Consider the following 23,509-nt stretch of genomic DNA (forward strand, 5'->3'; position numbering starts at 1 on the left):
GCGATCACCGGGATCTGCGACTTCTTCGCGATCGTCGCCAACGCATCCGCGTCGTCCTGCGTGGGGCAGGCCACCCGCACGATCTGGCAGCCCGAGGCCGTCAGCTCCGCGATCTGCTGAAGAGTCGCGCCGATGTCCGACGTACGCGTCGTCGTCATCGACTGCACCGAGACAGGAGCATCCCCGCCGACCGCCACGGACCCGACCTGGATCTGACGGCTCTTGCGACGCTCGGCCAGCCTGGTCGGTACGGACGGCATTCCCAGTGAAATCGCAGTCATCTGCTGTGCAACCCCAAGGTGTGGATCAAGGTGAGGATCGAGGTCCCGAGATCGCCGGGCTCCAGCCTTCGAGGTTACGTCACCCCAGGGCGCCCGAGCACACCGTGTCCCAAGAGTTCACGCGAAGAGGCGGGGGCAGGGCATCCCGCCGCCTGGGCCACATGGGTGTCCGGCCGGGGGTCCGGGGGTTGCCCCCGGAAAGACACAGCACGCGAAGAGGCGGGGGCAAGGCATCCCGCCGCCTGAGCCACATGGGCGTCCGGCCGGGGGTCCGGGGGTTGCCCCCGGGAAGACACAGCACGCGAAGAGGCGGGGCAGGGCATCCCGCCGCCTGAGCCACATGGGTGCCCGGCCGGGGGTCCGGGGGTTGCCCCCCGGGAAGACACAGCACGCGAAGGGGCGGCCCGGGCACTCCATGCGCCCGGGCCGCCCCCTACATGCGTACGACACGTATCCGCCGCGCGTACCAACACGTACCGACCCGCTAAGAGATCTTCACCGGGTTCACCACATCCGCCACCAGCACCAGCAGCGTGAAGCAGATGAAGATCCCCGCCACCACGTACGCGACCGGCATCAGCTTCGCCACGTCGAACGGGCCCGGGTCGGGGCGCTTGAAGACGCGCGCGACCGTGCGGCGCAGCGACTCCCACAGCGCGCCCGCGATGTGCCCGCCGTCCAGCGGCAGCAGCGGCAGCATGTTGAAGAGGAAGAGCGAGAGGTTGAACCCCGCGACCAGGAACAGCATCATCGCGATCTGGTTCTCCGGCGGGATGTCCAGGGTGAACACCTCGCCGCCGACCCGGGCCGCGCCGACCACGCCCATCGGGGAGTCTGCCTTGCGCTCCTCGCCGTTGAAGGCCGCGTTCCACAGGTCCGGGACCTTGGAGGGGATCGCGACCAGCGACTTCACGCCCGAGCGCATCATGTCGCCCATGCGGTCCACGGACTGGCCGAAGGACTGCTGGACGATGCCGGTGGCGGGGCTGAAGCCGAGGAAGCCGGCCGAGGTGGTGCCTGAGGTGTAGTTGCCGGAGCCGTCGATCCTCGCGACGTCGTTCTTGATCAGGCTGGCGTGCAGGTCGAGCGGCTTGCCGTCGCGCTGGACCGTGATGGTGGCCGGGCCGATGGTGTCGCGGATGTGCTTCTGCAGCGCCGACCAGTCGCCGACCTTCTCGCCGTTGAACGCCACGATCTTGTCACCGGCCTTCAGCCCGGCCTGCTTGGCCGGGGCGACCGGGTCGGAGGCCTTGCAGGTGTCGCGCTGCTCCTTCTGCGAGATCACGCAGTCGGAGACCTTGCCCACCTGGGTGGTCTGGGTGTTGACGCCGAACGTCATCATCACGCCGAAGAAGATCGCCACGGCGAGGATCAGGTTCATGAACGGCCCGGCGAACATCACGATCACGCGCTTCCACGGCTTGCGCGTGTAGAAGAGCCGCGTCTCGTCGCCGGGCTGGAGCTCCTCGAAGGCCGCCGAGCGGGCGTCCTCGATCATGCCGCGCCAGGGCGAGGTGGAGCGCGCGGTGATCCGCCCGTCCTCGCCGGGCGGGAACATGCCGATCATCCGGATATAGCCGCCGAGCGGGACCGCCTTGATGCCGTACTCGGTGTCGCCCTTCTTCCGCGACCAGATGGTCGGGCCGAAGCCGACCATGTACTGCGGCACCCGGATGCCGAACATCTTGGCCGTGGAGAGGTGGCCCAGCTCGTGCCACGCGATCGAGACGAGCAGGCCGACCACGAAGACGACTATGCCGAGGACCGTCATCAGAATCGTCATGCGCGCGCCTCCGCTGTCGCCTTCACCGCGAGTTCACGAGCCCGGGCCCGTGCCCAGGTCTCCGCTTCCAGGACGTCCGAGACCGTGAGGGCAGTTCCCTCGGCGGGGATGCCGTGCTCGGCCACGACCTCTGTGACCGTATCCATGATTCCGTTGAAAGGCAGCCGTCCCGCGAGGAAAGCGTCCACGCACTCCTCGTTCGCGGCATTGAACACCGCCGGAGCCGTTCCGCCCAGCTCCCCCACGTGCCGGGCGAGTCCGACCGAGGGGAAGGCCTCGGTGTCGAGCGGGAAGAACTCCCAGCTCGACGCCTTGGTCCAGTCGAAGGCCGGGGCCGCGTCGGGCACCCGCTCGGGCCAGCCGATGCCGATGGCGATCGGGCCGCGCATGTCGGGCGGGGTGGCCTGGGCGAGTGTCGAGCCGTCGGTGAACTCGACCATGGAGTGGACGTAGGACTGCGGGTGCACGACGACCTCGATCCGGTCGAAGGGGATGTCGTACAGCAGGTGCGCCTCGATGACTTCGAGGCCCTTGTTGACCAGGGTGGCCGAGTTGACGGTGATCACCGGTCCCATCGCCCAGGTGGGGTGCGCCAGGGCGTCCTCGGGGGTCACGTCGGCGAGCTCCGCGCGCGTACGGCCGCGGAAGGGGCCGCCGGAGGCGGTGACCACCAGCTTCCGTACGTCGGCGCGGGTTCCGGCGGCGAGCGCCTGGAACAGGGCCGCGTGCTCGGAGTCGACCGGGATGATCTGGCCGGGCTTGGCGAGCGCCTTCACCAGCGGGCCGCCGACGATCAGCGACTCCTTGTTGGCGAGGGCGAGCGTGCGGCCCGCCTCCAGGGCGGCCAGGGTCGGCGCGAGGCCGATGGAGCCGGTGATGCCGTTGAGAACGGTGTGGCAGTCGGAGGCGGCGAGCTCGGTGGCCGCGTCGGGTCCGGCGAGGATCTCGGGGAGCGGCTCGGGGCCGTACTCCTCCTTCAGCGCCTCGCGCAGCGCGGGCACCACGTCCGGCCGGGCGACCGCGACCGTGCGGACCCGCAGCCGGCGCGCCTGCTCCGCCAGGAGCGCGACCCGTCCGCCCGACGCGGCGAGCGCGGTGACGCGGAACCGGTCGGGGTTGCGCAGCACCAGGTCGATGGCCTGGGTGCCGATGGACCCGGTGGAGCCGAGGACGACGATGTCCCGGCGGCCTTCTGCGGGGTCGAAGGCGATGTGCGGGTCGGCGAGGGGGGCTGGACTGTCGCTCATGCCCCCATTCTTGCCGCATCGGCTGTGTACCGGGACAGCACTCCCCCGTGCCGGGCCCGCGCGGCGCGGTCCGGGGGCCGCCGGGACACCGGGGAGCGGGGCCCCTCGGTGTCCCAACTGCCCGGCGGATTCAGCGGATCGGGCGGTGGACGTTGTCCCGCTTCGCGGGTCCCGGGGTCGCGTCCGCGATCCACGGGCCGTCGCCCGACGGGTCGACGACGCCCTCCTCCAGCCAGGTGTACGTGCCGGCCAGGACGCCCGTGACGACCCTGCGGTCCAGCTCGTCGGTGTTGGCCCACAGCCGCTCGAAGAGCTCGTCCACCCGGATCCGGGCCTGCCGGCAGAAGACGTCGGCCAGCTGGTGGGCCTCGCGGCCGTGCTCGCCGGTCGTGCGCAGCAGCTCCGCCCGTACGCAGGCGGCGCTCATCGCGAACAGCTCGGCGCCGATGTCCACGATCCGGCCCAGGAAGCCCTGCTTGGTCTCCATCCGGCCCTGCCAGCGCGACATCGCGTAGAACGTGGAGCGGGCCAGCTTGCGGGAGGCCCGCTCGACGTACCGAAGGTGCTGGGCCAGATCGCCGAACTCCTGGTACGAGGTGGGCAGTTGGCCGGGTCCGGAGAGCAGTTTGGGCAGCCAGCGGGCGTAGAAGGCGGCGGCATTGGCACCCGCCTTCGCCTTGTCGGGCAGCTTCTTGTCGGGGTCGATGAGGTCCCCCGCGACGGACAGATGGGCGTCGACGGCCTCCCGGGCGATCAACAGGTGCATGATCTCCGTGGAGCCCTCGAAGATCCGGTTGATGCGCAGATCGCGCAGGATCTGCTCGGCCGGGACGGCCCGCTCTCCCCGGGCGGCCAGCGAGTCGGCGGTCTCGAAGCCCCGGCCGCCGCGGATCTGGACCAGCTCGTCGGCCATCAGCCAGGCCATCTCGGAGCCGTACAGCTTGGCGAGCGCGGCCTCGATGCGGATGTCGTTGCGGTCCTCGTCGGCCATCTGCGAGGACAGGTCGAGCACCGCCTCCAGGGCGAAGGTGGTCGCCGCGATGAAGGAGATCTTGCTGCCGACGGCCTCGTGCTGGGCGATGGGCTTGCCCCACTGCTCGCGCGCCGCCGACCACTCGCGGGCGATCTTCAGACACCACTTGCCCGCGCCGACACACATCGCGGGCAGCGAGAGGCGGCCGGTGTTGAGGGTGGTGAGCGCGATCTTGAGGCCCGCGCCCTCGGGACCGATGCGGTTCGCCGCCGGGACCCGGACCTGGTGGAAGCGGGTGACGCCGTTCTCGATGCCCCGCAGGCCCATGAAGGCGTTGCGGTTCTCGACGGTGACACCCGGCGAGTCGGCCTCCACCACGAAGGCCGTGATGCCGCCCTTGTGCCCCTCCGACTTCGGCACCCGGGCCATGACCACCAGCAGGTCCGCCACGACGCCGTTGGTGGTCCAGAGCTTCACCCCGTCGAGCACGTACGCGTCGTCGCCGTCCGGGACCGCCGAGGTGGCGAGGCGCGCCGGGTCCGAGCCGACGTCCGGCTCGGTGAGCAGGAAGGCGGAGATGTCGGTGCGCGCGCAGCGCGGCAGGAACGTGTCCCGCTGCTCCTGCGTCCCGAAGAGTTTCAGCGGCTGTGGTACGCCGATCGACTGATGCGCGGAGAGCAGCGCGCCGATCGCGGGGCTGGCGGAACCCGCCAGCGCGAGCGCCTTGTTGTAGTACACCTGGGTGAGGCCGAGGCCGCCGTACTTGGTGTCGATCTTCATCCCGAGGGCGCCGAGCTCCTTGAGCCCGTTGATCACCTCGTCGGGGATCTTCGACTCGCGCTCGATGAGGGCGCCGTCGATCTTCGTCTCGCAGAAGTCCCGCAGCTTGGCGAGGAACGCCTCGCCGCGCTCCACGTCGTCCGTGGCGGGCAGCGGATGCGGATGGATGAGGTCGAGCCGGAAACGCCCGAGGAAGAGTTCCTTCGCGAAGCTCGGCTTGCGCCAGTCCTGCTCGCGCGCGGCTTCGGCGACCCGGCGCGCTTCGCGCTCGGAGACCTTCGGTGTGCCGTGTGGTGCGGTCATTGAGGGGTTCTCCTCGCCGCGACAGTGGGCGGGGCGCGCGCACGCACCCCGTTACCGGACAGTGCTACTCGACCGTATGTACCCCATTCCGGGCGGCCCGACCACCCCTGGGACGCGAAACGGCCGGAGCCCGTCGTGGGCTCCGGCCGTCTGCGTACGTACGTGCTAGAGGGCGAGACCGGTGAGGACCAGCACCCGCTCGTACGTGTAGTCGTCCATCGCGTAGCGCACGCCCTCGCGGCCGACGCCGGAAGCCTTGGCGCCGCCGTACGGCATCTGGTCCGCGCGGTACGAGGGGACGTCGCCGACGATCACGCCGCCGACCTCGAGGGCGCGGTGGGCGCGGAAGGCGGTCTGCACGTTGTGCGTGAAGACGCCCGCCTGGAGGCCGTACTTGGAGGAGTTGACGGCCGCGAAGGCCTCGTCCTCGCCGTCCACCTTCTGCACGGTGAGGACCGGTCCGAAGACCTCCTCGCAGGCGAGGGTGGTGTCGGCCGGGACCTCGGTGAGGACGGTCGGGGCGTAGGCGGCGCCGTCGCGCTTGCCGCCGGCGAGCAGCTTGGCACCGGCCGAGACGGCCTCGTCCACCCAGGACTCGACACGCTTGGCCGCGTCCTCGCTGACCAGCGGGCCGACGTCGGTGGACGCGTCGGACGGGTCACCGGTGACCTGCGCCTCGACGGCCGCGACGATCTTCGGCAGCAGCCGGTCGTAGACGGCGGCGTCCGCGATCACGCGCTGCACGGAGATGCAGGACTGGCCGCCCTGATAGTTGGAGAAGGTGGCGATACGGGTCGCCGCCCAGTCCAGGTCCTCCTCGGAGGCGAAGTCGGCGAGGACGACGGCCGCGCCGTTGCCGCCGAGCTCCAGGGTGCAGTGCTTGCGCGGCACCGAGTCCATGATCGCGTAACCGACCTTGTCGGAGCCGGTGAAGGAGATGACCGGGAGGCGGCCGTCCTGCACGAGCTCGGGCATCTTGTCGTTGGCGACCGGCAGGATGCTCCACGAGCCGGCGGGCAGCTCGGTCTCGGCGAGCAGCTCGCCCAGGATCAGCCCGGAGAGCGGGGTGGCCGGGGCGGGCTTGAGGATGATCGGCGCGCCGACCGCGATGGCCGGGGCGACCTTGTGGGCGCACAGGTTCAGCGGGAAGTTGAACGGCGCGATGCCGAGGACGACGCCCTTGGGGAAGCGGCGGGTCAGGGCGAGCCGGCCCACGCCGCCGCCGTCGGTGTCCAGGCGCTGGGCCTCGCCGCCGTTGAAGCGACGGGCCTCCTCGGCGGCGAACCGGAAGACGGACACGGCACGGCCGACCTCGCCGCGGGCCCACTTGATGGGCTTGCCGTTCTCGGCGGAGATGAGCTGGGCGATCTCCTCGGTGCGCTCGGCGAGGCGCTTCGAGACGTGGTCGAGGGCCGCGGCGCGTACGTGCGCGGGGGTCGCGGCGAACTCGTCGACCACGGCGTGCGCGGCGGCGACGGCCTCCTCGACCTGAGCCTCGCTCGGAACGCTCACCTTGCCGACCAGCCGTCCGTCCCAGGGGGAGGTGACGTCGAAGCTGTCCTCACCGGTGGCCTGGCGGCCGGCGAGCCAGAAGGCGTGGGTGGAAGTCATGACGAATCCCGGCCCTTCCGAGGTAGGGGGTGTGTCTGTCCCTCCCACGGTAGGCCGGGCCGGCCGGGTCGGCGTTTGTCCGGGGTGGAGTGGTGGGGGGTGGGGGTACGCCGGTTTGGAGGGCGGGTCGCCTGGCCCGGTGTTCGGCTGCGGGCCGATGGGGGCCGGCTCCTTGGCTCGACGTTCGCCTGCGGGCGGGGTGGGGGCACCCTCACCCCTCCCCCGACCCCGTCGCCTTCAGCGCCAGCCACAGCTCCATCCGCACATCCGGGTCGTCCAGCGAGCGCCCCAGGATCTCCTCCACCCGCCGCATCCGGTACCGGAGCGTGTGCCGGTGCACCCCGAGGTCCGCCGCCGCCGCGTCCCACTGACCGTGCCGCGACAGCCACGCCCGCAGGGAGGCCACCAGGTCGCCGCGGCCGGTCGCGTCGTGCTCGTACAGAGCGCGCAGCATCCCGTCCGCGAACGCCCGCACCGCGTCGTCCGCGAGCAGCGGCACCAGCGAGCCCGCCACCAGCTCCTCGTGCTCGACCAGCGGCCGGCCCCGCCGCCGCGCCACCGACAGCGCCTGCTCGGCCTGCTTGTACGCGGACGCCGCCGCGATCGGCCCGGCCGGGGCGGACAGGCCGGCCACCAGTTCGGCGCCCTCCTCCGGCGCGAAGGAGACGCACGCGGCCACCGCGTCGCCGCCGTCGGCCGCCAGGACCACCAGCCGGTCGCCCTCGGGGACCACCAGGACCGCCTCGCCGGAGCGCGCCGCCGCCGACTCCATCGCCTCGGCGAGCACCCCGAGGTCGGCCGACTCCCCCTGGGTCTCCGCGATGACCAGCCGGAACGGGGCGTCGAGCAGCCCGCCGTACAGATCGCCCGCCACCGCCCGGGCGTGGTCCTGCTGCCCGGACAGCAGCATCCGCAGCACCGCCGCGCCCAGCCGCTGCTCGGCCAGCTGCAGGGCCCTCGACCGCTCGGTGGTCAGGGTCAGCAGCGCGACCGCCGAGTGCACCGCGTACCGCTCGGCGGTGCCCAGCGGCGCCCCCGTGCCGACCGCGAGCGCCCCGCGTACCCGCCGCCCCGTACCGAGCGACTGGAGCTCGACGCGGTCGTCCGAGCGGTCGTCGGAGCCGCCGACCACCGCGCTGGCCGGGGCGGGCCGGTCGCGCAGCCGGGCCACGTCGGCGGTGAGCCGGGCCGCCCGGCGCTCCGCCCACTCCGGCTGCACCGCGACCACCGCGCCCGCCGTGTCGTACAGCGCGGCCCAGCCGTCCACATGCGCGGCGAGCCGGGCGAGCAGCTCGCCGGGGCCCGCCAGCGCGGCCCGGGTCAGCTCGCGCTGGGCCTCGAAGCCCGCCGTCACCGCCCGGTACTGGTCCGCCGCGATGGCCGCCGAGACGGCCTTGGAGATCGCCAGGAACGGGGTGCGGCGCGGCACCTCCAGCAGGGGGAAGTCCTCCTCGCGGGCCGCTTCGAGCAACGCGTCCGGCACCGTGTCGTAGGTGACGCCGACCGCGAAGCCGAGCCCGACGACCCCGGCGCCGGAGAGCCTGCGCACATAGCGCCGCATCGTCTGGGGGTCCTCGGCGTCCAGCGTCATCGCGGTGATGAGGAGGAGCTCGCCGCCCTCCATGTACGGGACGGGATCCGCGAGCTCGCTGACGTGCGCCCAGCGCACCGGCGTGTCCAGCCGGTCCTCGCCCGCGCGCACGGTGAGCTTCAGCGCCGAGTGCTGGACGAGGGAGGCGAGGGTGGGCGGCATGGGGGGCTTCGACGACCTTCGAGGGAGTGTGGGGGGAATGCGCCATCCCGTATGAAGGGCGCATCCCGATTCTGCCAGGACGGCGGGGTCCCGGCGCCCCCTGAGTTCAGCCCCGCAGGTCCACCAGGAGCGGCGGCGCGTGCTCGCCCCCGACGTCGGTGAGCGAGAGCACGGCGTGCCCGGCCGGCACCTGGTGGGCGAGCTGGGAGGCGGACCACCGCTCCCGTTCGACCTTGCGTACGGTCACCGCGTCCCGGGTCACCGGCTTGCCGGTGGCCAGCTTGCGCAGCGCGTGCAGCGCCCGGGTGACCGGCTGGTCGGCGAAGACCGCGTGCTTGGCGACCTCCGTCGTCTCGATCCACTCGGTGCCCCACAGCTGCGACAGGAGCTGCCCGTCCCAGGTGGTGACCCCGCAGAACGCCATGTGGCAGCCGACCGCCGCGAGCAGCGAGGTGTGCAGCCGCTCGGGGACGTCGCCCAGGGCGCGCAGGGTGAGTACCACCCCGGCGTTGGCCTGCCGCAGCCGTTGCAGGGCGCGTACGGAGCCCGCGGTCACGGCCTGCGTGGCGTCGTCCAGGACCAGGCAGGCGAAGAGCGAACGGTCCTGGCGGGCCACGGCGTTCGTCGTGAACTGGGCGAGCAGCAGCCGGTTCAGCAGCCGCGCCGCCTCCGGGTGCGCCCGCTCGGGCAGGTCGACCCTCACCCGTACGGGGTGTTCCAGGGCGCGCAGCGAGAACGGGCGGCTGTGGCCGGTGGTGTCGAAGAAGGCGGCGAAGGCGGGCCGGTCCAGACAGGCGAGCCGGTCCGCGAGGACCAGGCCCGGGTCGCCGGGGATGTCGGCCTGCCGGGCGCGCGCGTCCAGTTCGCGGTGGAGCGCGGGGTGCGCCTGGCGGTCGAGGTCGGCGCGCAGGGCGTCCAGGGCGTCGCCCGAGCCGTCCAGGAGCTCGCGCAGCCGGGGCACCGACGGGAAGCGGCCGTACGCCGCCCGATAGGGCCCGAGCAGCTGGGCGAGCGCGGTCGCGGCCCGCCGGACGTCGGCGTCGGGCAGGTCCCCGGCGCAGGCCTCCGCGAGCAGGGCGGCGGCCTCGTCCGGGTCGACGGTGCCGCCGTACAGGTCCAGGTCGTACTCCGAGGCCGGGTCGCCGGGCCGCACGATCACGTCGTACGCCTCGTCGGCGCCCAGCGGTGTGCCCGCGGCGCCGACGGCGACCACCGCGGCCTGCCCGGCGAGCGCCTGGAGCGCCAGCGACTCCACCACGGGCCGCACCAGATGGCGGGTCTTGCCCGCGCCGGACGGGCCGATGGCGAGCAGCGAGGTGCCGAGGGCCGCCGGGTCGACGGCGGCGCCCGCGCCCCGGCGGGCGGGCGGGTTGTTCTCCAGCTCCGCGAACCGGCCGATCCGCACCTGCGAGGTGAGCAGGTCGTGGGTGGCGGCGCGGGCGGGCAGGTCGCGGTCGCCGGAGGGGTGCAGACAGGCGCGCGAGCCGTCGCGCAGCACCGCGTCCGTAAACGCGGGGAGCCGGGCCGGGTCGGCGACGACCGACGTCCAGGCGCGGCGGATGCGGGCGCAGTCCACGTCGTTCATACGGCCGCTCTCCGCGTCGACGGCCAGCCGGTCGGCGGCCGCGTGCTGCCCGGCCTCGCGCAGCTGGGGCCAGTCGGCGGGGCCGCGGTCGGCGGCAGCGCCGGCGGGCCCGGCGGTCCGGGCGCCCGGGGTCCGGCCGGTGCGCTCGCGGAAGAGCCCGGGCCAGTCGCCCGCCCGGCCGCACACCCACAGCGCGGCCACCACGACCACTACGTGGTAGACGGTGGTCACCGTGTCGGTGGCGTCCTTGGTGGCCACCGGGTCGTCGCTGAAGATCCACGAGTGCGGCACCACGCCGAAGGCCAGCGAGTAGAACGGCAGCCAGTCGTCGGCCCAGATCACGAACCAGGCGAGAGCGACGGCCACCAGCGCCGTGCGCACCGCGCGCGCGGGCTGCGGGTGCTCCACCGCGTACCGCCTGAACACCTCGCGCCAGTTGCCGAAGTGGCCGAAGACGTAGATCACCGCGACCGCGACCAGGCTGTTGTAGGCGGCGAGCGCGGTCAGCGCGGCAGGGGGCCTGCGGTGCAGCCCCCACCAGTCGGACGGCGTGAACAGTTCGAGCGGCACCATCCGGTGCGGGACGTAGCCGTTGCGCCACAGCGACCACACCAGGACGGCCGCGAGCAGCGCGATCACCGCGCCGCTGAGCAGCGCCCGGTCCGGCACCCGGTGGACGCTGTCGGTGGGGCGCGGCCGGTGCCCGTACCGCCACAGCCCCGGCTCTGCGGCCGCGCGAGGAGTCCGCAGCCACTCGCCGAGCGCCGGGCGCCCGGGGGGCCGGGCGGGCTGCGGCGGGAAGGCGGGCGGCGCGGCAGGCCGCGGCACCGACCGCGCCTCGGTGCCCCGTGCGTCGGTGCCCCGTGCGTCGTGCGTGCCTTCGGTGTCCATCGACCCCTTGCCCCCTGACCAGCCAGGTCCGTAACCGAGTCCAGCGGCCAATCTAAACGGAACGGGGGGACTACGGGGGGTAGCACGCGTCTGTTGGGGCCCGGTCTTTGTCCGCGGGCCATCTGCGGCTGGTCGCGCAGTTCCCCGCGCCCCTTGAGATGCCGCTGCGCGGCAATCCCCGGGACGCCCCGAAGGGGCGCTTCCAGGGGCGCGGGGAACTGCGCGACCAGCCATCCACGGCCCGCACCTGACCGACCACCCATCCCGCGTTGCTATGTCCGCGAAGGACAACGACACACCCCCACCACTCCCGAACGGAGCATGCCCGCACCCCGCGCCGGGCCCTAGCCTGCGAAGAAAGCCAAGGAAGCGTCCAAAACCCCCGCGTCCGAAGACGCAGATCACCCAGGAGCCCCCATGACCGCGATCCCGCAGGAGCGCCGCATCGTCACCGCGATCCCCGGCCCCAAGTCGCAGGAGCTGCAGGCCCGCCGCGTCGCCGCGGTCGCCGCCGGGGTGGGCTCCACCCTGCCCGTCTTCACCGCGCGCGCGGGCGGCGGCATCATCGAGGACGTCGACGGCAACCGTCTGATCGACTTCGGCTCCGGCATCGCCGTGACGAGCGTCGGCGCCTCCGCCGAGGCCGTCGTGCGCCGCGCCTCCGCGCAGCTCGCGGACTTCACCCACACCTGTTTCATGGTCACGCCGTACGAGGGTTACGTCGAGGTCGCCGAGGCCCTCGCCGAGCTGACCCCGGGCGACCACGCCAAGAAGTCCGCCCTGTTCAACAGCGGCGCCGAGGCCGTCGAGAACGCCGTCAAGATCGCCCGTGCGTACACCAAGCGCCAGGCCGTCGTCGTCTTCGACCACGGCTACCACGGCCGTACCAACCTGACGATGGCGCTGACCGCCAAGAACATGCCGTACAAGAACGGCTTCGGCCCGTTCGCGCCCGAGGTCTACCGCGTTCCGGTCGCCTACGGCTACCGCTGGCCGACCGGTCAGGACAACGCCGGTGCCGAGGCGTCCGCCCAGGCCATCGACATGATCAACAAGCAGATCGGCGCGGACAACGTCGCCGCGATCATCATCGAGCCGGTCCTCGGCGAGGGTGGCTTCATCGAGCCCGCCAAGGGCTTCCTGCCCGCGATCGCCCAGTTCGCCAAGGACAACGGGATCGTCTTCGTCGCCGACGAGATCCAGTCCGGCTTCTGCCGCACCGGCCAGTGGTTCGCCTGCGAGGACGAGGGCATCGTCCCGGACCTGATCACCACCGCCAAGGGCATCGCGGGCGGTCTGCCGCTGTCCGCCGTGACCGGCCGCGCCGAGATCATGGACGCCGCGCACGCGGGCGGCCTCGGTGGCACCTACGGCGGCAACCCGGTGGCCTGCGCCGGCGCCCTCGGCGCGATCGAGACCATGAAGGAGCTCGACCTCAACGGCAAGGCCAAGCGCATCGAGGAGGTCATGAAGGGCCGTCTGGCCGCCATGGCCGAGAAGTTCGACATCATCGGCGACATCCGCGGCCGCGGCGCCATGATCGCCATCGAGCTGGTCCAGGACCGCGCCACCAAGGAGCCGAACGCGGCCGCCGCCGGTGCGCTCGCCAAGGCCTGCCACGCGGAGGGCCTGCTGGTCCTGACCTGTGGCACCTACGGCAACGTGCTGCGCTTCCTGCCGCCGCTGGTCATCGGCGAGGACCTGCTCAACGAGGGCCTCGACATCATCGAGCAGGCCTTCGCCGCGCTCTGACCGGCGCTCTCTCCCCACCGCCGCAACCCGGCCTGTGAAGAACGTGTGGGGGGCCGATGGCGGGATGGGAATCCGCCTGTCGGTCCCCCATTCGCTGACGTACGGTTTCTGCAGATGAGAGAAACACCTCGCCCGCAGGAGACTGCGGGCGGCTCCAGGGCGGCGCGTCCCCAGCCTCGTTCTGGTCGTGCCCTGGCGCACACCGCTGGAGCCACTGGCTCCGGAACTCCTCACCGATCGGATGGCCGTCCGCCCCACACCCCCCGGGGCGCACGGCACACCGGTCAGACCGGCCGCCCCGGAACCTCCCCCCCTGTTCCCGGGCGGCCGGCTTTCCTCTTCGCCGCCCTCGGCTGCCTCGCGGCGCTCTTCTCGCTCCTCACCTGGCAGGTCGTCGCCGACGGCCCGCTGCGCCGCCTCGACGAGCGCGTCGGCGGCCACCTCGCGGGCCGGGGCCCCCAGGGCCTGGCCGAGATCCTGGCCGACCTCGGCTCGATGCCCGTCGCCCTGCCGGTCCTCGCGCTCGCCCTCGGATACGCGGTGTGGCGCGGCGCGCGCCTGGACGCGCTGATCACGGCCGTCACCATGGCCCTGGTCCCGGCGCTCGTGGTCCCGCTGAAGATCTGGACCGACCGCGCGGGCCCGCTCACCTCCGACACCGGCTACTACCCGTCCGGCCACACCGCCACCGCGATGGTGGCGTACGGCGGCGCGGCCCTGCTGCTCGCCCCGTACACCGCCTGGCGCCGCCCATGGATGATGCCCGCCGCCGCGGGCGTGCTCACCGCGGCGACGGGCACCGGTCTGGTGCTGCACGGCTACCACTGGCCTCTGGACGTGCTGGCGAGCGGCTGCCTGTGCGGGATGCTCCTGCTGCTCAGCTCCACGGGTACGCGTCGAAGTTCTTCGAGAACTCCCCGCCGCCGAACCGGTCCCAGTTGACCGACCAGGTCATCAGACCGCGCAGCCCGGGCCAGCTGCCATGGGTCTGGTACGAGCCGCAGTTCGCCTTCTTGGTCAGGCAGTCCAGCGCCTTGGTGACCTCGGCGGGCGCGGTGTAGCCGTTGCCCGCGTTGGTGGAGGCGGGGAGGCCGATGGCGACCTGGTCGGGGCGGAGCGCGGGGAACATCCGGCCGGTGTCGCCCGCCACGGGGAAGCCGGCGAGCAGCATGTCGGTCATGGCGATGGGGAAGTCCGCGCCGCCCATCGAGTGGTACTGGTCGTCCAGGCCCATGATCGGGCCCGAGTTGTAGTCCTGCACGTGCAGCAGCGTCAGATCGTCGCGCAGCGCGTGAATGACCGGCAGATAGGCCCCGCAGCGCGGGTCCTGACCGCCCCAGGGGCCGGAGCCGTAGTACTGGTGGCCGAGCTGGACGAAGAACGTCTCCGGGGCCATCGACAGCACGAACTTCGCGCCGTACGTGGCCTTCAGCGTCTTCAGCGCCGATATGAGATTCACGACGACCGGTGTGGTCGGGTTGCGGAAGTCCGTGTCGCCGGTGTTCAGCGAGAGCGAGTGGCCCTCGAAGTCGACGTCCAGGCCGTCGAGTCCGTACTCGTCGATGATCTTCGAGACGGACGAGACGAAGGTGTCGCGGGCGGCCGTGGTGGCGAGCTGGACCTGGCCGTTCTGGCCGCCGACGGAGAGCAGGACCTTCTTCCCCGCGGCCTGCTTGGCCTTGACGGCGGCCTTGAAGTCGGCGGCGGACTCGACCCCCGGGCACTGGCTCACCGGACAGAGGCTGAAGCGGATGTCGCCCGACGTCACGGAGGTCGGCTCGCCGAAGGCCAGGTCGATGACGTCCCACGCGTCGGGGACGTCCGCCATCCGCGTATAGCCGGAGCCGTTGGCGAAGCTCGCGTGCAGATAGCCGACGAGCGCGTGCGCCGGCAGACCGCCGCCCGGATTGCCTCCCCCGCCGCTCGTGGTGGAGGCGGTGACGGCCGCGGACTTCGCGGACTCGCCGGCCGCGTTGGTGGCGGTGACCTGGAAGGTGTACGCGGTGGAGGCGGCCAGGCCCGTCACGGTGGCCGAAGTCCCGCTCGCCGTCCGGACCTTGGAGCCGCCCCGGTAGACGTTGTAGCCGGTCGCGCCGGAGACGGCGGCCCAGCTCAGGGCGATGCTGGAGGAGGTCGCGGAGCTCGCGGTCAGGCCGGTGGGGGCGGCCGGGACCGGGCCGGGCCCGCCGCCGGGGCCGAGCAGGCTCACGTCGTCGGCGTAGTAGGCGCCGCTGCCGTACCAGCCGTGCGTATGGATCGTCACCGAGGTGGTGTTCGCGCCGGTCGTGAACGTGGTGGTCAACTGCTGCCAGGACGGGGCGGACTGGGTCCAGGTGCTGACGTCGGTGGTGCCGGTCCCGGAGGCGCCCAGATAGACGTAGCTGCCCTGCACCCACGAGCTCAGGGTGTACGTGGAGCCGGGCTTGACCGTGACGGTCTGGGAGCACTGGGCGTTGTCGCTGCCGGCCGGGGTGGCCTTGAGCGCCTTGGCGCCGCCGTGCACGGGCGAGCCGACCGCCGTGCCGCTGCCGGCCGTACAGCTCCAGCCGTCGAGCCCGGCCTCGAAGCCGCCGTTGAGGGCGAGTTCGGTGTCGGCGGCGCGTGCCGTGTCATCGGCGCGGGCGGTCTGCGCGGACGCGATCAGTCCGCCCGCCGCGAGGACGCCCGCCAGGAGCGCGGCGACGAGCCTGGGGCGCGGGGACGGGAGTGAGGGGGGTCTGGAAGCTCTGGCGAAACGTCTGGTGCGGTCCACAACGTCCTCCGGCACATGGGGGGATGGCGAGGCCGAGCCCGCCACAATGTGGTCCAGACCAATCGGGTTGTCAAGACCTCTGGCAGCACCTCGCTCAGTCCGGGCCCCTCCCGCGCGACCCGGGCCACCGCCTCGTGCATCGCGAGCTCCAGCAGGGCCGGATCGGTGAGGGTGCCCGAGCCGTCGGGCGGCACCAGCCAGCGCACCCCGCCGCTGACCCGGCTGGGGTACGGGACCACGATCCAGGTCCCCTGCCCGGCCCCGCGCACCCCGGTGCCGAGCCGGCGCGCGGCCGTGCCGGGCGGCACGAAGAACCCCAGGCGAGCGTCGCCGAAGTCGGCCAGGACGGGGCCCGGCCGGTCGACGAGCCGGAGCAGGACGTCGAGCGCGCACTGCCCCGGCTCGCCCGGCAGGATCAGTACGTCCCAGCGCCTGCCGGCCGGGAGGAGCGCCACCCCCAGGGGGTTGCGCTCCCACTCCCACCGGCAGGCGTCGGGATCGGGCGCCACCGACGTTGAACAGGTGACGGCCGGCTCAGCTGTCGAAGCCCAGGCCCGCCTTGTCCATCGCCTTCAGCCATAGGTTGCGGCGGCCGCCGTTGGCATCCGCCCTGGCCAGCGCCCACTTGGTGATGCCGATGCCCGCCCAGGCGACCGGCTCCGGCGGGAACGGCAGCGGCTTCTTGCGGACCATCTCCAGCTCCGTGCGCTCGGTGCGCTCGCCCGCCAGCAGGTCGAGCATCACGTCCGCGCCGAAGCGGGTCGCGCCGACGCCGAGACCGGTGTACCCGGCGGCGTACGCGACCTTGCCCCCGTGGGCCGTGCCGAAGAACGCCGAGAACCGCGAGCAGGTGTCGATCGCCCCGCCCCACGCATGGCTGAAACGCAACCCCTCCAGCTGTGGGAAGCAGCGGAAGAAGTGCTCGGCCAGCTTGAGGTAGGTGGCGGGCCGGTCGTCGTACTCGGCCCGCACCTTCCCGCCGTACGTGTAGACCGCGTCGTAGCCGCCCCACAGGATGCGGTGGTCGGCGGTGATCCGGAAGTAGTGGAACTGGTTGGCGGAGTCGCCCAGCCCCTGGCGGTTCTTCCAGCCGATGGAGGCCAGTTGCGCCTCGCTCAGCGGCTCGGTCATCAGCGCGTAGTCGTAGACCGGGACGGTGTACGCGCGCACGCGCTTGACCAGGGAGGGGAACACATTGGTGCCGAGCGCGACCCGGCGGGCGAGGATCCGCCCGTACGGCGTGCGCACCGCCATGCCCGGCCCGGCCGCGACCAGGTCGAGGCCGGGGGTGTGTTCGTAGATCCGTACGCCCAGTTCCAGACAGGCGCGCTTGAGGCCCCAGGCGAGCTTGGCGGGGTGCAGCATGGCGACGCCGCGTCGGTCCCAGAGCCCGCCGAGGAACGTCGGCGAGTCGACCTCGGCCCGCATGGCGTCCCGGTCGAGCAGTTCGAGCCCCTCGAAGCCGAGCCCCACCGCCTCCTCGTACATCCCGCGCAGCTCGTCGAGCTGGTGCGGCTCGGTGGCCACGTCGATCTCGCCGGTGCGCTCGAAGTCGCAGTCCAGCGAGTAGCGGGCGACGGCCGCCTCGATGGCGTCGAGGTTCTGCGCGCCCAGCTGCTCCAGGCGCGGCAGTTCCTGGGGCCAGCGGGCCAGGCCGTTGCCCAGGCCGTGGGTGAGGGAGGCGGCGCAGAAGCCGCCGTTGCGGCCCGAGGCCGCCCAGCCGGTCTCCTTGCCCTCGATGAGCACCACATCGCGTCCGGGGTCGCGCTCCTTTGCCAGGAGCGCGGTCCACAGTCCGCTGTAGCCGCCGCCGACGACGAGCAGGTCGCACCGCTCGTCGCCCGCGAGGGCGGGGTGGGCGCCGGGCCTGCCCGGGTCCTCCAGCCAGAAGGGGACGGGCTGGGCGTCCGTCAGTGAATGGGCTGCCGCACTGCGCATGGCTCGGGTGACGGCCATGACTTCCAACTCCCTCAGAGGGTTCGGTCGGTTACTGCTCAGGCTTTCGCACTGTTGCTGCGCCGGTTCGCGACGAGCTGGCCGGCGACGACCACCACTACGGCGATGACGAACATGGCCGTACCGATGACGTTGATCTGCACGGGCGTGCCGCGCTGTGCCGATCCCCAGACGAACATGGGGAAGGTCACGGTGGAGCCCGCGTTGAAGTTGGTGATGATGAAGTCGTCGAAGGAGAGCGCGAAGGCGAGCAGCGCGCCCGCGACGATTCCGGGGGCCGCGATCGGCAGGGTGACCCGGACGAAGGTCTGCACCGGTCCCGCGTACAGATCGCGCGCGGCCTCCTCCAGCCTCGGGTCCATCGACATCACCCGCGCCTTGACCGCCGTCACCACGAAGCTCAGACAGAACATGATGTGGGCGATGAGGATGGTCCAGAAGCCCAGCTGCGCGCCCAGGTTGAGGAAGAGCGTGAGCAGCGAGGCGGCCATCACGACCTCGGGCATCGCCATCGGCAGGAAGATCAGCGAGTTGATCGCGCCGCGCGCCCGGAACCGGTAGCGGACGAGCGCGAAGGCGATCATCGTGCCGAGCACGGTCGCGCCGACCGTCGCCCAGGTGGCGATCTGGAGCGAGAGCGAGAGCGAGCCGCACATGTCGGCGACGCCGCAAGGGTCCTTCCAGGCGTCGGTGGAGAACCGCTGCCAGGAGTAGTTGAAGCGCCCGTTCGGCTTGTTGAACGAGAACACCATCACGACGACGTTCGGCAGGATCAGGTACGCGAGGGTCGCGAGCCCCGCGATGGCGATCACATTGCGTCGGAGCCAGCGCATCAGACCAGGTCCTCCGTCCCGGCTCGGCGGATGTAGACGGTGACCATGACCAGGACGATCGCCATCAGGATGAAGGAGAGGGCGGCGGCCGTCGGATAGTCGAGGACCCGCAGGAACTGCGACTGGATCACGTTGCCGACCATCTTCTGGTCGGTGGAGCCCAGCAGTTCGGCGTTGACGTAGTCGCCGCTCGCCGGGATGAAGGTGAGCAGCGTGCCCGAGACGACACCCGGCATGGAGAGCGGGAACGTCACCTTGCGGAAGGTGGTCGCGGGGGTCGCGTACAGATCCCCGGCCGCCTCGTGCAGCCGCGAGTCGATCCGCTCCAGGGACGTGTAGAGCGGCAGGATCATGAACGGCAGGAAGTTGTACGTGAGTCCGCAGACCACGGCCATCGGCGTGGCCAGGACCCGGTTGCCCTCGGTCCAGCCCAGCCAGCTCGTCACGTCGAGCACGTGCAGCGAGTTGAGCGTGTGCACCACCGGGCCGCCGTCCGCCAGGATCGTCTTCCAGGCGAGGGTGCGGATCAGGAAGCTGGTGAAGAACGGCGCGATGACCAGCACCAGGATCAGATTGCGCCAGCGCCCCGCCTTGAAGGCGATCAGATAGGCGAGCGGATAGCCGAGCAGCAGACACAGCAGCGTCGCGGTGCCCGCGTACAGCAGCGAGCGCACGAACTGCGGGTAGTACTCCTGGAAGGCGTCCCAGTAGGTCTGGAAGTGCCAGGTGACCTGGAAGCCCTTCTCCAGGGAGCCGGTCTGCACCGAGGTGGAGGCCTGGTAGACCATCGGCAGCGCGAAGAAGACGATCAGCCACAGGAGGCCGGGCACCAGCAGCCAGTAGGGCACCAGGCGCTTGCGCACCGATGCCTTGCGTACGGGGAGGTCGGCGGCCGGGGGCGCCTCGGTCAGGGCGCTCACGCGGCGTCCTCGACCTTCTCCACGCCCGCGTCGATCGCCTGCGCCGCATCCAGGCCGAAGGTGTGCGCCGGGTTCCAGTGCAGGACGACCTCGGCGCCGGGCACCAGCCGGGTGTCGCGCTCGATGTTCTGCTCGTACACCGCGAGCCCCTGGCCCGCCGGCGAGTCGATGACGTACTGCGTGGAGACGCCGATGAAGGACGAGTCGACGATCCGTCCGGGGACCCGGTTGCGGCCAGCCGCTATCGAGCCCTCGTCGTCCTTGTGGGCGAGGGAGATCTTCTCCGGGCGCACGCCCACGAGGACCTTTCCGCCGCTGGTGTCGGGGGCCGAACATCGCCCGCCGGGCAGCTTCAGCTTGGCCCCGCCCGCCGTGACGACGAGGTCCTCGCCGCTCTTCTCGACGACCTCGGCCTCGATGAGGTTGGAGGTGCCGAGGAAGTTCGCCACGAACGTGGTCCTGGGGTTCTCGTAGAGGTCGGCGGGGGCGCCGAGCTGCTCGACGCGGCCGCCGTTCATCACCGCGACCGTGTCGGCCATGGTCATGGCCTCCTCCTGGTCGTGGGTGACGTGGATGAAGGTGATGCCGACCTCGGTCTGGATGCGCTTGAGCTCCAGCTGCATCTGGCGGCGCAGCTTGAGGTCGAGGGCGCCGAGCGGCTCGTCGAGGAGCAGCACCTGCGGGTGGTTGATGAGCGCGCGGGCGACCGCCACGCGCTGCTGCTGGCCACCGGAGAGCTGATGCGGCTTACGCTTGGCGAAGTCGCCGAGCTGGACGAGCTCCAGCATGTCGTCGACCTGCTTCTTCACCGACTTGATGCCCCGGCGGCGCAGCCCGAAGGCGACGTTCTCGGAGACGTCGAGGTGCGGGAAGAGCGCGTACGACTGGAAGACGGTGTTCACCGGCCGCTTGTAGGGCGGCAGATCGGTGACGTCCTTGTCGCCGAGGAAGACGGTCCCGGTGGTGGGCTCCTCCAGTCCGGCGATCATGCGCAGCGTGGTGGTCTTGCCGCACCCGGAGGCGCCGAGGAGGGCGAAGAACGAGCCCTGCGGGACGGTCAGTTCGAGCGGATGGACGGCGGTGAAGGAGCCGTACGTCTTGCTGATCCCGGTGAGGCGGACATCGCCGCCGTCGTTCTTGTCGTCAGTCATGGGTTGCGATCCCAGGGGTGGAGAGGGACGAGGTGGGGGTCCCCCCTGCTCCTCAAGAGCTTGGGGGAGGAAGCTGGGGGGTCAGGCGCCGATGAGCTTGGCGAACTTCTCCTCGTACTTGGTCTCCTCCTCGCTGCTGAGCGAGCGGAAGGAGTGCGCCTTGGCGGCCATGGCCTTGTCGGGCAGGATCAGCGTGTTCTCGGCCAGCTTGGGGTCGATCTTGCTGAGCTCGTCGCGTACGCCGTCGACCGGGCACACATAGTTGATGTACGCGGCGAGCTGGGCGGCGACCGTCGGCTCGTAGTAGTAGTCGATCAGCCGCTCGGCATTGGCCTGGTGCCGGGCCTTCGCCGGGACCAGCAGGTTGTCGCTGGAGAGCATGTAACCGGCGGCCGGGATCGCGTACTTGATGTCCGGGTTGTCGGACTGGAGCTGGGTGACGTCCCCGCCCCACGCCAGACACGCGGCGAGATCGCCCTTGTCGAGGTCGCCGGTGTAGTCGTTGCCGGTGAAGCGCCGGATCTGCTTCTTGTCGACGCCCTTCTGGAGCCGGCCGATCGCCGCGTCGAAGTCGGCGTCGGTGAACTTCGCGGGGTCCTTGCCCATGTCGAGCAGGGTCATCCCGACGGTGTCGCGCATCTCGGTGAGGAAGCCGACCCGGCCCTTGAGGGTGGGGTCGTCGAGCAGCTGGGTGACCGAGTCGACGGTCCGCCCGCCGGTCGCCTTGGAGTTGTACGCGATGACGGCCGGGATGCCGGTCCAGGGGTACGAGTAGGCGCGGCCCGGGTCCCAGTCGGGGGTGCGGAAGGGGGCGGAGAGGTTGGCGAAGGCGTGCGGCAGGTTCGAGGCGTTGAGCTTCTGCGCCCAGCCGAGCCGGATGAGCCGCCCGGCCAGCCAGTCGGTGACGACGATGAGGTCGCGCCCGATGTCCTGCCCGGCGGCGAGCTGCGGCTTGATCTTCCCGAAGAACTCGACGTTGTCGTTGATGTCCTCGGTGTACTTGACCTGGATGCCGGTCCGCTTGGTGAACGCGTCCAGCGTCGGCCGGTGCTTCTTGTCGTCGCTGACGTCCATGTACTCGGTCCAGTTGGAGAAGTTGATCACCTTCTCCTTGGCCGAGTGGTCCGTCGACGCCGGGGCCTGGCCGTCCGCCTTCTTGGCGGCCGGGATGCCGCAGCCGGTGAGCCCGGCGAGGCCGCCGACGGCGAGCGCGCCGAAGCCGGTGGCCCGCATCAGCGAACGGCGGGTCAGGGCGCCCCGGCCGCTGGTCAGGCTGCGCTGTATGGCAGCCAGTTGGGCCCCGGACAGGCGGTCCGGCTCGTAACTCTCCATGCGCTGTGTGCCCTTTCGGGTGGAGGTGACGGCCGCTGGTCAAACGGCCGCCACGCGGCGGCGCCGCTGATCGGATGCTTTATCGGTCCCCGAAGATCGTGCGGTGCCAGTCCTTCGCGGCGACCGCCGTGTTGTCGTACATCACATGCTTGACCTGCGTGTACTCCTCGAAGGAGTAGGCCGACATGTCCTTTCCGTAGCCGCTCGCCTTATAGCCGCCGTGCGGCATCTCGCTGATGATCGGGATGTGGTCGTTGACCCAGACGCACCCGGCCTTGATCTCCCGGGTGGCGCGGCCCGCGCGGTAGACGTCCCGGCTCCAGGCGGAGGCGGCGAGTCCGTACGGGGTGTCGTTGGCGAGCCGGATGCCGTCGTCGTCCGAGTCGAAGGGAAGGACGACGAGCACCGGCCCGAAGATCTCGGCCTGGACGACTTCGCTGTGCTGCGGGGCGTCGGCGATGAGGGTGGGCAGGTAGAAGGCCCCCTCACTCTCCGGAGCTTTACCACCGGTGACGATCCGGGCGTAGGAACGGGCCCGGTCGACGAAGCCGGCCACGCGGTCGCGGTGGACGTGGCTGATCAACGGCCCGAGATCGGTGGCGGGGTCGAAGGGGTCCCCCACCCGGACGGTGGCCATCAGATCGGCGACCCCGGCGACGAAGGCGTCGTAGAGCGGACGCTGTACGTACGCGCGCGTGGCGGCGGTGCAGTCCTGCCCGGAGTTGATGAGGGAGGCGGCGACCGCGCCGTGGACGGCGGCTTCGAGGTCGGCGTCGTCGAAGACGACGAAGGGCGCCTTGCCGCCGAGCTCCAGATGGGTCCGCTTGACGGTGGCGGTGGCGATCTCGGCGACGCGCTTGCCGACGGCGGTGGACCCGGTGAAGGAGGTCATGACGACGTCGGGGTGCGCGACGAGGTGTTCGCCCGCGTCACGCCCGGCGCCGGAGACGATGTTGAGGACCCCGTCGGGAATCCCGGCGGCGGTGGCGGCCTCGGCGAAGAGAAGCGAGGTGAGCGGGGTGATCTCGGCGGGCTTGAGGACGATGGTGTTGCCGGCCGCGATGGCCGGGAGCACCTTCCAGGCGGCCATCTGGAGGGGATAGTTCCAGGGCGCGATGGAGCCGACGACGCCGAGGGCCTCACGGCGTACGTACGAGGTGTGGTCGCCGGAGTACTCCCCGGCGGACTGCCCCTGGAGGTGGCGGGCGGCCCCGGCGAAGAACGCGGTGTTGTCGACGGTGCCCGGGACGTCGAACTCCCGGCTGAGCTTGATCGGCTTGCCGCACTGGAGCGACTCGGCCTGCGCGAACTCCTCCGCGCGGTCGGCGAGGACGGCGGCGAAGCGGTGCAGGGCGTCGGAGCGCTCGGCGGGGGTGGCGCCGGCCCAGCCCGCGAAGGCGTCCTTGGCGGCGGCGACGGCGCGGTCGACGTCATCCGTCCCGGCCAGCTCGTAGGTGTGGACGACGTGGCCGGTGGCCGGGTCGACGACATCCTGCTTGCGCCCGGAGGTGCCTGGGGCGAACCGCCCGCCGATGTACTGGGCGCCGCCTTCGAAACGGTCCTGCGCCGGGAAGCGACTGCTGTTGCTGTTGCCCATCTCGCTCAC

Annotated in this window: 16 protein-coding genes and 1 pseudogene; 2 read left to right on the forward strand and 15 right to left on the reverse strand. The window is 71.6% G+C overall.

Features of this window, described 5'->3' with window-relative positions:
- The 7 genes from AB0G17_RS34940 to AB0G17_RS34970 all read right to left on the reverse strand — a co-directional run.
- Window positions 1-281: flavodoxin-dependent (E)-4-hydroxy-3-methylbut-2-enyl-diphosphate synthase (locus AB0G17_RS34940; RefSeq protein WP_361391481.1), on the reverse strand; the 281-nt coding region annotated here is incomplete at its 3' end.
- A 484-nt stretch (window positions 282-765) separates the two neighbouring features.
- Window positions 766-2,064, reverse strand: a complete 1,299-nt coding sequence (locus tag AB0G17_RS34945) for a site-2 protease family protein (protein WP_361391484.1) — start codon at window positions 2,062-2,064, stop codon at window positions 766-768.
- Window positions 2,061-3,311, reverse strand: a complete 1,251-nt coding sequence (gene dxr, locus AB0G17_RS34950; protein WP_361391487.1) for a 1-deoxy-D-xylulose-5-phosphate reductoisomerase — start codon at window positions 3,309-3,311, stop codon at window positions 2,061-2,063. Before dxr ends, AB0G17_RS34945 begins: the two co-directional genes overlap by 4 nt.
- A gap of 130 nt (window positions 3,312-3,441) precedes the next feature.
- Entirely contained in the window at window positions 3,442-5,367 is a 1,926-nt protein-coding gene (locus tag AB0G17_RS34955; protein WP_361391490.1) for an acyl-CoA dehydrogenase family protein, read from the reverse strand.
- A 165-nt stretch (window positions 5,368-5,532) separates the two neighbouring features.
- Complete coding sequence (locus AB0G17_RS34960) at window positions 5,533-6,978, reverse strand: aldehyde dehydrogenase family protein (protein ID WP_361391493.1); 1,446 nt, start codon at window positions 6,976-6,978, stop codon at window positions 5,533-5,535.
- A 211-nt stretch (window positions 6,979-7,189) separates the two neighbouring features.
- Window positions 7,190-8,731, reverse strand: a complete 1,542-nt coding sequence (locus tag AB0G17_RS34965) for a PucR family transcriptional regulator (protein WP_361391496.1) — start codon at window positions 8,729-8,731, stop codon at window positions 7,190-7,192.
- A 106-nt stretch (window positions 8,732-8,837) separates the two neighbouring features.
- Complete coding sequence (locus AB0G17_RS34970) at window positions 8,838-11,207, reverse strand: ATP/GTP-binding protein (RefSeq protein WP_361391499.1); 2,370 nt, start codon at window positions 11,205-11,207, stop codon at window positions 8,838-8,840.
- Between the two features lie 417 nt (window positions 11,208-11,624).
- Between AB0G17_RS34970 and gabT the strand changes: the two genes are divergently transcribed.
- Window positions 11,625-12,959, forward strand: a complete 1,335-nt coding sequence (gene gabT, locus AB0G17_RS34975; RefSeq protein WP_361391502.1) for a 4-aminobutyrate--2-oxoglutarate transaminase — start codon at window positions 11,625-11,627, stop codon at window positions 12,957-12,959.
- Window positions 12,960-13,073: 114 nt separating this feature from the next.
- Entirely contained in the window at window positions 13,074-13,901 is an 828-nt protein-coding gene (locus AB0G17_RS34980; protein ID WP_361391504.1) for a phosphatase PAP2 family protein, read from the forward strand.
- Here AB0G17_RS34980 and AB0G17_RS34985 read toward each other — a convergent pair.
- The 8 genes and pseudogenes from AB0G17_RS34985 to AB0G17_RS35020 all read right to left on the reverse strand — a co-directional run bounded on the left by AB0G17_RS34985 (window position 13,837) and on the right by AB0G17_RS35020 (window position 23,500).
- Window positions 13,837-15,603 carry a glycoside hydrolase family 18 protein gene (locus tag AB0G17_RS34985; protein ID WP_361391555.1) on the reverse strand — a complete coding sequence of 589 codons (1,767 nt, stop codon included), beginning with the start codon at window positions 15,601-15,603 and terminating at the stop codon, window positions 13,837-13,839. The two genes, AB0G17_RS34980 and AB0G17_RS34985, sit on opposite strands and share 65 nt — an antisense overlap.
- Window positions 15,604-15,824: 221 nt before the next feature.
- Window positions 15,825-16,220, reverse strand: a pseudogene (locus tag AB0G17_RS34990) (hypothetical protein); the annotation flags it as partial.
- A gap of 25 nt (window positions 16,221-16,245) precedes the next feature.
- A complete protein-coding gene (locus AB0G17_RS34995; RefSeq protein WP_361391507.1) occupies window positions 16,246-17,667 on the reverse strand; it encodes an FAD-dependent oxidoreductase in 1,422 nt (473 codons plus the stop codon).
- Between the two features lie 38 nt (window positions 17,668-17,705).
- Window positions 17,706-18,500: an ABC transporter permease gene (locus AB0G17_RS35000; RefSeq protein ID WP_361391510.1), complete on the reverse strand. Its 795-nt coding sequence runs from the start codon at window positions 18,498-18,500 to the stop codon at window positions 17,706-17,708.
- Window positions 18,500-19,420: an ABC transporter permease gene (locus AB0G17_RS35005; RefSeq protein ID WP_361391513.1), complete on the reverse strand. Its 921-nt coding sequence runs from the start codon at window positions 19,418-19,420 to the stop codon at window positions 18,500-18,502. Before AB0G17_RS35005 ends, AB0G17_RS35000 begins: the two co-directional genes overlap by 1 nt.
- Complete coding sequence (locus AB0G17_RS35010) at window positions 19,417-20,571, reverse strand: ABC transporter ATP-binding protein (protein WP_361391516.1); 1,155 nt, start codon at window positions 20,569-20,571, stop codon at window positions 19,417-19,419. Before AB0G17_RS35010 ends, AB0G17_RS35005 begins: the two co-directional genes overlap by 4 nt.
- An 81-nt stretch (window positions 20,572-20,652) precedes the next feature.
- Complete coding sequence (locus AB0G17_RS35015; RefSeq protein WP_361391518.1) at window positions 20,653-21,903, reverse strand: spermidine/putrescine ABC transporter substrate-binding protein; 1,251 nt, start codon at window positions 21,901-21,903, stop codon at window positions 20,653-20,655.
- Between the two features lie 79 nt (window positions 21,904-21,982).
- Complete coding sequence (locus AB0G17_RS35020) at window positions 21,983-23,500, reverse strand: gamma-aminobutyraldehyde dehydrogenase (RefSeq protein ID WP_361391558.1); 1,518 nt, start codon at window positions 23,498-23,500, stop codon at window positions 21,983-21,985.
- Window positions 23,501-23,509: the final 9 nt, after the last annotated feature.

Origin of the sequence: Streptomyces sp. NPDC023838 (assembly GCF_040639555.1) — a bacterium.
GTDB lineage: Bacteria > Actinomycetota > Actinomycetes > Streptomycetales > Streptomycetaceae > Streptomyces.